The following is a 13,448-nucleotide window of genomic DNA, read 5'->3' as shown; positions in this document are numbered from 1 at the left end:
ATGAACGTTCAGGCATTACCCATGCATCGGTTTATCGACCATCGTGGGGACCTAGTCGGCCAACTACCCAACTGGGCTGACACTGAAACATTGGTCGGGTTTTACCGAGATATGGTATTAACTCGCACTTACGACAACAAAGCAGTTGCCTTGCAACGCACCGGTAAGCTAGGGACCTATCCCTCACACTTAGGCGCGGAAGCCATAGGCATTGCGGTCGGCAGAGCACTTAAAGCCGATGATGTGTTTGTTCCTTACTACCGCGATATGCCTGCGATGTGGTGTCGTGGCATTGGCATGGAAAAGAACCTTCAATACTGGGGTGGCGATGAGCGCGGGAGTGATTTTGCTCCTGAAGGCAGTCCGGTTCCTAGCCGAGACCTTCCCTACTGTGTACCCATAGCGACGCAATGTACGCATGCTGTCGGGGTGGCTTCCGCACTAAAAATTCAAGGTAACCATGAAGCTGCGCTAGTCATGTGCGGCGATGGTGGTACATCCAAAGGGGACTTTCTTGAGTCGATAAACTGCGCAGGTACTTGGAATATTCCACTTGTTTTCGTCGTAAACAATAACCAGTGGGCAATTTCAGTGCCGCGTAGTCTCCAATGTGCCGCCGATTTCTTATCAGAAAAAGCGCAAGGTGCAGGTATACCAGGTATTACTGTCGATGGTAACGATGTCGTCGCCGTTTATGATGCAACTAAAACCGCCCTTGAGAGAGCAAGAAAAGGGAAAGGCGCAACACTCATCGAAGCGGTGAGTTACCGACTGAGTGACCACACTACGGCCGATGATGCGACTCGTTATCGTAAAGAAGATGATGTTCAAACTGCATGGCAATACGAACCTATCGCACGTCTTAAAACGTACCTCCTTAATCAAGGCGCTTGGAGCGACGAACAAGAACAGCAATGGCTAGATTACTGTAAAGAGCAAGTAGAGTTAGCTGTTGAACGCTATCTGAGCTTACCGCCACAAGCACCAGAAACCGGTTTCGATTATTTGTATGAATCGCTACCTCAAGAGCTTCATGCACAAAGAGATGAACTCATCAACAAGGCAATGAGAATGCAGGGAGGCAGACATGGCTGAGCTAACGTTGGTTGAAGCAGTAAACCTTGCCCTGCACCACGAAATGCAACAAGACCCCAATGTTGTCGTACTAGGTGAAGACGTGGGCGATAATGGTGGTGTATTTCGTGCCACTGTTGGACTCAAGCAAGAGTTTGGTCTTAAACGAGTCATCGATACGCCACTCGCTGAAGCCTTAATCGGCGGGGTTGCGGTCGGTATGGCAACGCAAGGATTACGACCTGTCGCCGAATTTCAGTTTCAAGGTTTCGTTTTTCCTGCGATGGAGCACTTAATGTGCCACGCGGCTCGAATGCGTAACAGAACTCGCGGTCGGCTCACTTGTCCCGCGGTTTTCCGTGCGCCATTTGGCGGCGGTATCCACGCTCCGGAACACCACTCAGAAAGCGTGGAAGCGTTATTTGCTCACACTGCTGGATTTAAAGTGGTGATTCCTTCTTCTCCACAACGCGCATACGGCTTACTTCTCGCTGCAATTAGAAGCAATGATCCCGTCATGTTCTTCGAACCGAAGCGCATATATCGCACCGTTAAATCTGAAGTCGTTGATAACGGCGAAGCACTCCCACTCGACACCTGCTTCACCTTACGCAAGGGGCGAGATATCACGCTCGTTACTTGGGGCGCATGCGTCGTAGAGTCACTTCAGGCCGCGCAAACCTTGTCTAGTCAGGGAATTGAAGTCGAGGTGATTGATTTGGCGAGTATTAAGCCAATTGATACCGCGACGATTTTCAGCTCACTAGAAAAAACTGGACGTTTACTCGTTGTTCATGAAGCGAGTAAAACTTGTGGTGTGGGATCTGAGCTATTAGCTCGAACCGCTGAACACGCCATGTGCTTACTTAAAGCCCCACCTAAACGAGTAACTGGAATGGACACCATTATGCCTTATTACCGTAACGAAGATTATTTCATGGTTCAGAAAGAAGACATTGTGACCGCAGCGCGCGAACTCGTGGAGGATTGGAAATGAAGACGTTTAACTTACCCGATCTCGGCGAAGGCCTCGCTGAATCAGAAATTGTAAAATGGCACGTTAATGTCGGTGACATGGTTAAATTAGATCAAGTGATCTTAACCGTAGAGACAGCAAAAGCGACGGTAGACGTCCCTGCCCCCTATTCGGGCCGTGTGGTCAGCCGTCATGGTGAGGAAGGTGAAATCGTCAATATTGGTGCATTACTGCTAGAGATTGATGAAACAGGTGCCGGGAGAGAAGTAACGGCAGAGAAAAAAGCCACTGCTGACGCCGCAACCGTCGTCGGTAGCGTTTCTCACCAAGCGCATCATGTTAACGTTGATGATTTCTGGATTGGTGGCAACCACAACACGACAGAAAGTAACCTCGTTACCGCCCTGCCTTCGGCTCGCTTGTTGGCACAAAAACTTGGGGTAGATCTTAACCTTGTGTCAGGTAGTGGCCCGAACGGACTTATCGTAGATGCCGATATTTACGACGAAGCCGGAAAACAGCGTCCAGGCACCGAAGTTTTGAAAGGCGCTCGACGTACCATGGTATCGTCTATGACCGAATCGCACGAACATATTGCTGCCGTAACCATTACGGAAGAAGCATTGTTGGAAGATTGGCTGCCAAACGAAGATATCAGTATCCGCCTTGTTCAAGCGATTGTTCATGCGTGTCAAGAAGAGCCCGCTTTAAACGCTTGGTTTGATGCCGAAACCATGACACGCTGTGTACACACAACGGTCAATGTAGGAATTGCAGTAGATAGCCGTCATGGATTGTACGTGCCAGTCTTGCGCCACGCAGATGAATACGAGCCACAAGATGTTCGTCGTTGGCTCGATCAAACCGTTGAAGGGATCAGAGAGAGAAAAATCGGTCGTGAGCAATTGCAGCACGCGACGATTACGCTTTCCAACTTCGGCGCGATTGCCGGTATTTACGCAACACCTGTCGTCACACCGCCACAAGTCGCTATTGTCGGCGCGGGCCGAATACTCGACCGAGTTGTGATAAGAAATGGTCAAGCAATTTCGGTGAAAGCAATGCCGCTATCCGTAACGTTTGATCATCGCGCTTGTACTGGTGGTGAAGCTGCAAGGTTTACGAAAGTACTTGCAGCGCACCTGCAACGTCCGAGCGAAAAGTAACTTATAAAAATCAAATGATAAAGGCTTCCAGTCCGGAAGCCTTTTGTTTTAGGAAGCAAGACTATATCTACAGCTTCTCTAACAGCTCAGGCATTACCACAAACAAATCGTCGACCAATCCATAATCTGCAATGTCAAAAATAGGCGCATCAGGATCGCTATTAATTGCAACAATCACCTTGGAATCTTTCATTCCCGCCAAATGCTGGATCGCGCCAGAAATTCCGACGGCAATGTATAACTCCGGTGCAACAATTTTGCCGGTTTGCCCGACTTGATGGTCATTAGACACATAGCCCGCATCGACAGCCGCTCGTGACGCCCCTACCGCTCCACCTAGCTTGTCAGCCAATTGTTCTACTAAAACAAACTTCTCTTTACTCCCGAATGCACGACCACCCGACACTACTACTCTAGCCGCTGGCAATTCTGGTCGCTCACTTTCTGGCGTTTGTTGCGAAACAAACTCACTAAGTTTATTGATAATCACCGTGTCGACTTGAGTAAGCTTAGGGACAACTGGCGTGTCAGATAGCTCTGCGGCATCAAAAGCCGTACTTCTTATGGTCATCACTTTATAGGGATCATTCGACGTGACTCTCGCCAATGCATTTCCAGCATAAATTGGACGAATCACCGTATCGATAGACTCGATTGTCATCACGTCAGAAAGTTGACCAACATTAAGCAACGCCGCCACACGAGGCATCACATTCTTACCAAATGTACTGGCAGGAGAAAGAATGTGTGAGTAGTTTTTGGCTACTTGTGAGATCAAAGGTGCGATATTTTCCGCTAATCCATGTTCATATCCCTTCGCATCAACCCAGATAATTTCTGCAACACCCTGAACACAATTCAACTCATCCAAAACTGATTGGCACTGATAACCAATAAGCAACACAGCAACAGGAAGCGATTTATCATCATCCTTAATCTCAAATGCCGCTTTAATTGCACACAGCGTCCCTACAGCCAACGATTGGTTGTCATGCTCTGCGAGCACAAGTGTTGCTAATGGTCGGTCTTCCATGGTCATGCCTCATATAACACGTCAGATCCATTACTTGAGCTTAGTCCACTTCACGTTAACGTCAACTGAGCTATAGTTTTCTGTATAGAAACCAAAAACCTGTCACGCAGATGACGATAATAGAAAGGAAGCATAGAGATGGAACGAGAATGCATGGAGTTTGATGTCGTGATCGTGGGGGCCGGACCTGCGGGCTTAAGTGCAGCTTGTCGACTAGCTCAACTCAACCAAGACAGTGAAGATGACGCACTTTCAATTTGCGTTGTAGAAAAAGGCTCAGAAGTGGGCGCGCATATTTTATCTGGCGCTGTTTTTGAAACTAGTGCCTTAGATGAGCTTTTCCCCAATTGGAAAGAAATGGACGCCCCGCTAGCAGCCTCAGTTCAACGAGATGATTTCCTTTATCTTACTACTGAACAAAACCATATTCGCGTTCCCCACTTCCTTACACCGCGTCCAATGATAAATGGCGAGAATAATTACGTAATTAGCCTTGCCAACCTTTGCCGTTGGCTCGCTAACCAAGCTGAAAATCTTGGGGTGGAAGTTTTTCCGGGCTTTGCCGCTGCAAGCATCAATTATGATCAGACTGGCGCAGTGACAGGCATTAACACGAGCGATATGGGACTAGATAAGAACGGCCAGGCCAAACCTAACTTTGAACCAGGTATCGAGCTAAGGGCAAAATACACCCTTTTTGCTGAAGGTTGTCGCGGACATCTGGGTAAAGAGCTTATTCAAAGGTTCGACCTAGACGCAGGAAAGCAACCACAGCACTACGCGCTTGGCCTAAAAGAGATATGGGAGTTACCCACTGACAGTAAGGATGTATCTGGCAGTGTTATCCACTCCGCTGGCTGGCCCTTGAGTGAAACAAATACCACAGGCGGCGGTTTTCTCTATCACATGGAGAACAACCAAATCGCCGTGGGGCTTATTGTCGACTTGAATTACAGCAATCCTTACTTGAGTCCGTTTGACGAATTTCAACGCTTTAAACACCATCCTGCTATTGAACCACATTTGAAAGGTGCTCAGCGCATCGCTTACGGCGCAAGAGCCATTGCGAAAGGTGGACTTTCCTCTCTGCCGAGACAGCAATTCCCTGGCGGTTTATTGATTGGTTGTGATGCGGGGACTTTGAACGTTGCTAAAATTAAAGGCAGCCACACAGCAATGAAATCCGGAATCATTGCAGCAGAAGCGGTACATACGGCCCGACAAACTGGAGCTTCTGAGCCAGACTACCAGTCGTTGTTTGAATCATCATGGTTGTATGACGAACTCGCTGAAACGCGTAACTTTGGTGCGAACATTCATAAGTTTGGCAGCATACTGGGCGGTGCTCTTTCGACTTTTGAACACAACCTGTGGCAACCACTGGTTAAGAAGCCGTTACCTTGGTCTATCAAGGACTATTCGCACGATCATGAGCAGTTAAAACCTAAACAAGAGTGCCACCCAATTGCATACCCAAAACCAGATGGTGAAATCAGTTTTGATAAGCCTTCGTCGGTATTTTTGTCGGGAACACAGCACGAAGAGAATCAACCTTGTCACCTTGTTCTGACTTACCCTCACATTCCAATTGATGTGAATTTAGGTATGTATGACGAACCGAGTCAGCGCTATTGCCCCGCTGGGGTTTACGAAGTGGTGGAAGTGGACAATAAGTTGAAGTTTCAGATAAATGCCGCCAACTGCGTGCATTGCAAAACCTGTGACATCAAAGATCCTTCGCAAAACATCACGTGGAAAGCACCAGAAGGTGGCGGTGGACCAAGCTATCAAAACATGTAGATACGTTAGTATGTTGACGATCTAACAAATGGATAAACAAACCGATTGGCAGAGCCTCATTACTCCTGCCAATCGACAAAATGATCAAGCAAGAAGTCGATAGCCAATCGCGCTCGTAGTGGTAGAAAGTGACGATTCTGATAAACAATCCAGCTGCTGTTGCCGCTTCCCCAATAGGGCTCTAGGATTGGCACCAAACGACCAGACGAAATAGCATCGTTGAAACTGCTCTTCGGTAAGTACGCCACACCTAATCCTTCTGCACAGGCTTGCAAGACCGTGTGTGCGTTATTGCTCTTCCATCTGCCCTGCACTTTTACGCCATCTAAAGGCTTGCCGTCTTTTTCAAACAACCAAACGTCTTTGTTGGCAATAATGCAGCTATGACGCTTGAGTTGCTCGGGGTGCGTTGGCAAACCATGTTCATCGAGATAACGCTGACTGGCTGCCGCTGCCATGGGACGATCCACCAGCTTTCTCGCAACCAAGCCTGAATCACTCAACCTTCCGTAACGAATAGCGAAATCGAAGCCATCTTCAATAAAGTTGACCATGCTGGTGTTGAAGTTGATTTCTACCGTGAGATTAGGATGTTGCTTGGCAAACGCCATCAAGGCAGGCGCTACATGGTTCTCAGAAAACGCACCAGCGGCACTCACGCGTAACGTACCACTCAACTGAGTTTGCTGCGTGGTGAGCTGTTCATTGGCTTGCTGAAGCCCAATCACCAATTCTTTACACTGCTGATAATACGCTTGCCCCGCTTCCGTTAGACTCACCATTCTTGTCGAACGGGCTAACAAAGCGACACCTAATCGCTCTTCTAATCTTGTGACTTGGCGACTGACATGACTGGTACTGCAACCTAACTGTTTTGCCGCTGCAGAAAAACCTAAGCTCTCAGCAACCGTAACAAACTCATTGATGCCTTCAAAACTGTCCATACTTACCTTTGCTATATAGCAATAATGTTTTGCCAATTAATCGTATTATCACTTATTTGTTTAGCAATTAGTATGAAGGTGTTCAACAAATACACGTAAGCCAAAAAGGAAACCATCATGAAGAAAGTACTCATCATTGTGACGAACCATGCGACTCTTGGTGAAACTGACCAAGCAAACGGAACTTACGCGCCAGAGCTCACTCATGCCCTTAGCGAGCTACTAGGTGCAGGCTTCGATTACGACATTGCCTCTATCAAAGGTGGACAAGCACCACTGTACGGAACCGACATCGAAGGCGACGCAGTGAACGAGAAAATCTTGGCGGATGATGATTTCCAGAACCGCATCAACAACACGATTCCAGTGTCACAAATCAACGGTGACAACTATGATGCGATCTTCTATCCGGGTGGTTTTGGTCTTCTTTCAGACCTAGCGAGCAACGAAGATTTTGCCAAGATTTCTGCAAAACACTATGAAGATGGCGGTATTGTGGCAGCAGTTTGTCATGGTCCAGGCGCTCTTCTCCCTATCACGCTTAGCAATGGCGAAAAGCTGCTTGCGTCTAAATCAGTAACAGGCTTCACTCGTGAAGAAGAGATCGACTTCGGCACCATCAACGACATCCCATTCCTATTGGAAGAGTCTCTTGCTCGTGGCGCAGCGCGCTACTCTAAAGTGCAACCATGGCAAGAGTTTGTAATTGTGGATGATCGTGTCATCACAGGTCAAAACCCAACGAGCGCACACGGCGTAGGCAGAGCGATTGTTGAACACCTAGCTTAAACGCGCCGGAAACGACAACCATCCTAGAAGAGGAAAGCGTGCTTTGTCATGCTTTCCCTTGCTACAGGCGATCGCAAGATGCGCTTATACTTCTTCCCCTGCCTCGTCCTCTTCTACGATATCTGTTTCTTGGCTCGCCTCTTCCAGCCATTGCTGTAAAGATTCACTTGCTAGCACCTTCTGTTGGTATGCTTTGGCACCTTCCGATAGCTCGATGCCGTAAGTTTGGAAACGCAATACCACAGGTGCATACATGGCATCTGCAATCGACCATTCTCCAAATAACCAGCCGTTGGGATACAGCTTGGCTTGCTCTACCCAAATGGCGTCAATACGAGCAATATCTTTAAGCGCACCCTTCGTTAAGTCGACTTTTCTGTGTGCGCGGATGTTCATTGGGAGTTCGTTTCTTAAATCAAAGAAACCCGAATGCATTTCTGATGCAATGGCGCGTGCTTTAGCCCGTTCTGCAGACTTACTTGGCCAAGCTTTACCTTGTAAGTATTGCTCGTTAACGTATTCCAAAATCGCTAATGAATCCCACACGGTTGCGTCACCATCCACCAAGGTAGGTACTTTCGCGGTTGGTGTAATACCTTCCAAGGTCTTATAAAAATCTTCTGTGAATAATTTGAGCTTGGTGACTTCGACATCTAGTTTGAATTGAGAAAAGATCAACCATGCGCGCAGTGACCAGCTTGAGTAGTTTTGATTAGCAATAAACAGTTTCATGACGCCTCCATGCGGTTCGTGTTTTGATTACCCATTCACAATATCTGATTGTATTTAAGGGGACTAACGGATAGTTTTGATGGAACACTTCAACAAAAACGATGGATGAGTTTTAGATATGGATATCGATGCGTTACGCAGCTTTCTGGCTTTTGTAGAAACGGGCAGTTTCACTCGTGCAGCCAAGCAGATTAATCGTACCCAATCCGCGTTCAGTGCACAAATGCGTAAGCTAGAAGACGAACTCAGCGTCAGCTTGTTTGAAAAAGAAGGTCGCAACCTAGTATTGAGTGAAGCAGGGCTGGCACTGCGCTCTCACGCCGAGCAATTGGTTAACTTGCACAATCAAGCACTGAAACAAGTGAAGCGCTATGAAAACAAGCGCCCTCTTCGCTTAGGTTGCCCCGAGGATTACAACGACAATATCCTGCCTAAAGTCATCCGCGTATTACAGCAATCTGAGCCCACATGTTCAATTCAAGTCTTCAGTGAGCCAAGCATCACCTTGAGAGAAAAACTTGATGAAGGAAAGCTAGACGCCGCTATTGTGACAAGAGCACCGGACAGTGAGGAAGGTTACTGGCTAGCAAGCGACAAAGGCGTGTGGATTGCTCATCCTGATTTTGACATCGAGCAAGCCCAACCTCTCCCTCTCGCCCTATTCCAAACCGACTGCAAATACCATGCGGCAGCAGTAGACGGATTAACCAAACGTGGTACTCCTTATCAACTACTGGCATGTTGCAATACGGCCTCCGCACAACGAGCAATTGTACGTTCAGGCATGGCTATCGGTGCGATGGGCAGTATTAGCGTTAGCGAGGATCTTAAGATCTTAGACGATATGCCATCGCTACCTTCCGTGGATATCGTTTTGGTCACGGGCGTCGAGCCTCATCCGATACTGGATAAAGAATGCTTGGCGCAATTGGTTGAGTTAATGGCTTAACCGGATTAGCTAGCCAATCACAAAGTTAAATTCGCCCGTTAACCGCCCGTCGGTTCGTATGGTTTCAAACTGTAGATAATCACGGGCTTTGCCACCCCACCATTCATCACCAGTATTGCCTTTTAAGTACAACTGAGTGGTCAGAAGCTCTTGGTTATCCCGCCACAACTTAACGTGAATGTGCGGTGGACGAGAGGCATAAGGCACGGGATACAGAGTCTGGAATAAGTAGCGACCATCCGATTGAGTTTCTACCGCGCCAAAACCTGCAAAGTGAGTATCAAACTTATCATTATTTGGCTGCTTAGGGTGATCGTAAATCCCCTGCCCATCGCATTGCCAGATTTCTACTTTGATGCCTGAAACTGGGTTTCCCGATGTATCTACGACTTTACCTTGCAACACGATAGCTTCACCGACCAAACCTTCTGATTGCAGAATCAAGTTTTGACGAAGAGGAATGTTCACTACTGGATAAAATGGCCCTTCAGTTTGTGCTGGCGTTGGCCGGATTGGTGCTTTCGCTTTTAAAGAGGGTACGAACAACAATGTCCACAGCGCTAAAAAGTGTCTTCTTTCCATGGTGCCACCAATACAATTGCGTTGAATTAAGTTTGGGGGAACTTGAGGAATTTGCCATGACGAATATAAAAAATGCCCCTACAAGAGAGTCATTCGCAGAGGCACTGTGGAACTAAATGATGAGTGTTGATTGAAGGATTATGCGGCTTCGAACGCCAATGCTTTCTTCTCTACCTGACGGAAAATAAGAGTTAGCACACCATTTACCGTTAAATAAAATGCACCTGCAATACCAAATACCGTCAACGTATCGTAGGTTTGTGCATTAATGCGCTGCGCGTAACCCATCAGATCCATGATCGTAATCGTGCTTGCTAGTGACGTGCCTTTGAAGACCAAAATCACTTCGTTCGAGTAAGCCGGAACAGCACGACGAATGGCGTATGGCAGCAGCACTTTCAGCGTTGCGGTTTTGTTCATGCCTAATGCACGACACGCTTGCCATTGACCGGAAGGAATCGCGTTGAATGCCCCTTTGAACAACTGAGTACTGTACGCCGCGGTATTCAACGCTAACGCCAACATCGCACAGAACCAAGGTTGGCTTAACCATGTCCAAAATACGCTTTCTCTTACTGCGTCAAACTGACCCGGACCGTAGTACACCAAGAAGATCTGTACCAACAAAGGCGTACCTGTGAACAAGGTGATGATGCCACGACTTACCCAATGCAAACCCGGAGTACGTAGGATCAGAGTCAGCGTCATCATCAAAGCTAAGAGGCAGCCCACAACCAAGGAAGCAGCGGTCAATTGGAGGCTAGTGCCTAAGCCATCCAGCATTTGCCAAACGTGTTGTTCGTTCATGCGGTCGCCTCCTGTCCCATGCTCATGCCTTGAATTGAGAACTTCTTATCAATCAGTTTGACGGCACGTTGTGTAATCAAAGTAATGCCTAAGTAAATCGCCGCAGCGGTTGCGTACCATGTAAACGCTTCATGGGTCGCTGCAGATGTTAGCTGCGCTTGTTTCAACAAATCCGTCACGCCAATCAGTGATACAAGCGCGGTGTCTTTCAGCAGAACCAACCATTGGTTAGTTAAACCTGGTAGTGCGTGTCTTACTGCTTGTGGCAAAACAATGCGAACAAAAGCGTGTGCTTGACTGATGCCGAGTGCACTTGCAGCCTCTCTCTGCCCTCTTCCAACGGCTTTCAATGCGCCACGTAGAGTTTGAGAAGCATAAGAAGCGAAGATCAATGACAACGCCACCACGCCAGACAAGAACGGGCTAACTTCAATAAAGTCGCCGGTGATTAAAAACAGAACCTGAGTCGATCCAAAATAGATGAACAACACGACAAGGATTTCTGGCAAGCCACGTACAATCGTCACAAACGCCGTCATTGGCCATTTAACGAAAACGCGGCGAGACATTTCACCACTGGCGAATACCACTGCCAGAATCAAACCGACTAAAAGGCTTGTGAAGGCCAGTTGGACAGTCATCCAGCTAGCTTGAACAAGCGATAAAGAGTAACCCGTTAGTGCCATATTACTTACCGAAGTACTTGTTGTAGATTACGTCGTATTCGCCGTTCGCTTTCACTGTTTTCAGTGCCGTGTTCAGCTTGTTCACTAGCTCGTCGTTACCTTTGTTTACTGCGATACCGAAACCGTTACCGAAGTATTTAGGGTTAGTAACGTGCTCGCCCACGTACGCTAGGTTGTCTTCTTTCTTGAACCATTCTGCTACGACTGCCGTGTCACCGAATACAGAATCAATACGGCCATTCTTCATATCGATGAATGCGTCTTGGTAGCTTGAGTAAGGAACCGCTGTTACGCCAGGCATTTTCTCAATCAGGTAGCTTTGGTGTGTTGAACCGTTTTGAACACCAACACGCTTACCTTCTAGTGCTTTTTGATCGGCCACTTTTTCTTTGATAGAAACAAACGCTGCTGAGTTGTCATAGTATGCATTCGTGAAATTCACTTGCTCCAAACGCGCCTCAGTAATGTCCATTGCAGAGATTGCCGCATCGTAGCGCTTGAATTTTAATGCTGGGATCAGGCTGTCAAAAGATTGGTTGTGGAAGGTGCATTTTGCTTCGATTTCTTTACATAGTGCATTCGCCAGATCCACATCAAAACCTTGGATTTGGTTGTTTTCATCCATGTATTCGAACGGTGCGTACGTCGCTTCCATCGCGAATTTGATCTCTTCTTGTGCTGCTGCGTTTGCTGCCATAGTTGCAGAAGAAAGGCCGATTAGTGAAGCTAGTAGAATCTTTTTCATTGCAATACTCCGTGTGTACTTAGTGGGCTGACACTCGCAATGACAGCCGAGCTTATCTGTTAAATAGACTGAACTTTAAAAACGTAATTTAGTGATTTAGTGATTTAAGTAGTCAGCAAACTGGGCGGTTTGCGGGTTAGAAAACGAATCATTTGTGCCGTGCTCAACGATGTGTCCTTTTTCTAAATACAGTACGTGACTAGCGATTTTCTTGGCGAAATCCACTTCGTGCGTCACAACTACTTGTGTAATTCCGGTTTCGCTTAAATTTTTAATAATCTTAACGACTTGGTTAGTAATTTCCGGATCAAGCGCAGCGGTCGGTTCATCAAAAAGCAAGACTTCCGGTTTCATCATCAATGCACGAGCAATCGCCACACGTTGTTGCTGACCACCAGAAAGTTGCATCGGCCATGCATCCGCTTTGTCTGCCAAATGCAGCGTCGCAAGAATTTGCATTGCCTGCTTCTTCGCTTCTTCTTTATCCATGCCAGCGACTTTTACCGGAGCCTCAATCAGGTTCTCCATCACTGTCATATGCGGCCATAGGTTGTACTGTTGGAACACCATGCCCACTTTACGACGAAGCGCTAAACCTTGCTTCTCTTTGATTTCAGTTGAAAAGTCGAATGCGTCATTAGCGATGTTTAACTGGCCGTTATCCGCTCCTTCAAGAAGGTTAAGAACACGTAGTAGAGAGCTCTTCCCTGCACCACTCGGACCGAGTAACACCAGTGTTTCGCCGCTTTCACACTTAAAGCTGACATCGTGAAGCACTTGTGTCTCACCGTAGGATTTATTGATTCCGCTTACCTGAATAGTCATGCTGACATACCGCATTAATTGTCACTTGGCATTTATATTACTCAAAAGGATTTTTTATGCAATAAAAATGTATAAAAATTAATTTTGTTAAATTTTTGTATGATAAGCAATCAATACAACAGAGAATATGACTGGTTTAATCAGTTGGTTTTAACTGAAATTGTTGATGAAAATCCAACAATATGATGGCAATCGAAACAAGGTTAAAATTCTGGTTACTTTTGTGCTTATGTAGACGGAATTTTGAGTCTTTGAACGTACTACACCCGACGCAGACCTTCTCATTTTTGCCGGGCTTCCCCCCTCGATTTCCGGTAAAGCCTTCTATCGGCGGGTTCCT

General features: G+C 47.0%; 14 protein-coding genes. 6 read left to right on the top strand and 8 right to left on the bottom strand.

The genetic code is table 11. The annotated features are described in order from the left end of the window. Genes pdhA through L3V37_RS07600 form a run of 3 tightly spaced genes read left to right on the top strand, consistent with a single transcriptional unit; the run spans position 1 to position 3,216 of the window. Positions 1–1,095, top strand: a complete 1,095-nt coding sequence (gene pdhA, locus L3V37_RS07610; RefSeq protein WP_025998586.1) for a pyruvate dehydrogenase (acetyl-transferring) E1 component subunit alpha — start codon at positions 1–3, stop codon at positions 1,093–1,095. Continuing rightward, a complete protein-coding gene (locus L3V37_RS07605; RefSeq protein ID WP_042521051.1) occupies positions 1,088–2,071 on the top strand; it encodes an alpha-ketoacid dehydrogenase subunit beta in 984 nt (327 codons plus the stop codon). The genes pdhA and L3V37_RS07605 overlap by 8 nt, the downstream gene beginning before the upstream one ends. Next, positions 2,068–3,216: a dihydrolipoamide acetyltransferase family protein gene (locus L3V37_RS07600; protein WP_213901652.1), complete on the top strand. Its 1,149-nt coding sequence runs from the start codon at positions 2,068–2,070 to the stop codon at positions 3,214–3,216. The genes L3V37_RS07605 and L3V37_RS07600 overlap by 4 nt, the downstream gene beginning before the upstream one ends. Before the next feature lie 67 nt (positions 3,217–3,283). Here L3V37_RS07600 and L3V37_RS07595 read toward each other — a convergent pair whose 3' ends face one another. Continuing rightward, positions 3,284–4,249 (bottom strand): electron transfer flavoprotein subunit alpha/FixB family protein, encoded by a 966-nt coding sequence (locus L3V37_RS07595; protein WP_237306101.1) that lies wholly within the window; start codon positions 4,247–4,249, stop codon positions 3,284–3,286. Between the two features lie 138 nt (positions 4,250–4,387). Between L3V37_RS07595 and L3V37_RS07590 the strand changes: the two genes are divergently transcribed. After that, complete coding sequence (locus L3V37_RS07590; protein ID WP_213911987.1) at positions 4,388–6,049, top strand: electron transfer flavoprotein-ubiquinone oxidoreductase; 1,662 nt, start codon at positions 4,388–4,390, stop codon at positions 6,047–6,049. 59 nt (positions 6,050–6,108) lie between these two features. Here the strand turns inward: L3V37_RS07590 and L3V37_RS07585 are convergent, their stop codons facing one another. After that, complete coding sequence (locus L3V37_RS07585; protein WP_042521059.1) at positions 6,109–6,993, bottom strand: LysR family transcriptional regulator; 885 nt, start codon at positions 6,991–6,993, stop codon at positions 6,109–6,111. A 117-nt stretch (positions 6,994–7,110) separates the two neighbouring features. On the opposite strand from L3V37_RS07585, the gene L3V37_RS07580 reads away from it, so the two are divergent. Beyond that, complete coding sequence (locus L3V37_RS07580) at positions 7,111–7,782, top strand: type 1 glutamine amidotransferase domain-containing protein (protein ID WP_054576772.1); 672 nt, start codon at positions 7,111–7,113, stop codon at positions 7,780–7,782. An 84-nt stretch (positions 7,783–7,866) separates the two neighbouring features. On the opposite strand, the gene L3V37_RS07575 is transcribed toward L3V37_RS07580, so the two are convergent. Next, on the bottom strand, positions 7,867–8,514 hold the full coding sequence (locus L3V37_RS07575) for a glutathione S-transferase family protein (protein ID WP_237306100.1): 648 nt from the start codon (positions 8,512–8,514) through the stop codon (positions 7,867–7,869). Positions 8,515–8,632: 118 nt separating this feature from the next. Between L3V37_RS07575 and L3V37_RS07570 the strand changes: the two genes are divergently transcribed. After that, positions 8,633–9,463, top strand: coding sequence for a LysR family transcriptional regulator (locus L3V37_RS07570; protein WP_237306099.1), 831 nt, complete (start codon positions 8,633–8,635; stop codon positions 9,461–9,463). A 9-nt stretch (positions 9,464–9,472) separates the two neighbouring features. Here L3V37_RS07570 and L3V37_RS07565 read toward each other — a convergent pair whose 3' ends face one another. The 5 genes from L3V37_RS07565 to artP all read right to left on the bottom strand — a co-directional run bounded on the left by L3V37_RS07565 (position 9,473) and on the right by artP (position 13,108). Beyond that, on the bottom strand, positions 9,473–10,045 hold the full coding sequence (locus L3V37_RS07565) for a protocatechuate 3,4-dioxygenase (protein ID WP_213901646.1): 573 nt from the start codon (positions 10,043–10,045) through the stop codon (positions 9,473–9,475). A gap of 138 nt (positions 10,046–10,183) precedes the next feature. Continuing rightward, complete coding sequence (gene artM, locus L3V37_RS07560; RefSeq protein ID WP_005388569.1) at positions 10,184–10,852, bottom strand: arginine ABC transporter permease ArtM; 669 nt, start codon at positions 10,850–10,852, stop codon at positions 10,184–10,186. Then, the gene (gene artQ / locus L3V37_RS07555) at positions 10,849–11,538 is read right to left on the bottom strand and encodes an arginine ABC transporter permease ArtQ (RefSeq protein WP_005388570.1); all 690 of its coding nucleotides are present in this window, start codon (positions 11,536–11,538) and stop codon (positions 10,849–10,851) included. Before artQ ends, artM begins: the two co-directional genes overlap by 4 nt. 1 nt (position 11,539) lies before the next feature. Continuing rightward, complete coding sequence (locus tag L3V37_RS07550; protein ID WP_237306098.1) at positions 11,540–12,283, bottom strand: arginine ABC transporter substrate-binding protein; 744 nt, start codon at positions 12,281–12,283, stop codon at positions 11,540–11,542. Between the two features lie 96 nt (positions 12,284–12,379). Beyond that, positions 12,380–13,108 carry an arginine ABC transporter ATP-binding protein ArtP gene (gene artP / locus L3V37_RS07545; RefSeq protein ID WP_114139536.1) on the bottom strand — a complete coding sequence of 243 codons (729 nt, stop codon included), beginning with the start codon at positions 13,106–13,108 and terminating at the stop codon, positions 12,380–12,382. Positions 13,109–13,448: the final 340 nt, after the last annotated feature.

The organism is Vibrio sp. D54 (assembly GCF_021728075.1).
GTDB lineage: Bacteria > Pseudomonadota > Gammaproteobacteria > Enterobacterales > Vibrionaceae > Vibrio > Vibrio alginolyticus.
This window is presented reverse-complemented; position numbering and strand designations above follow the sequence as displayed.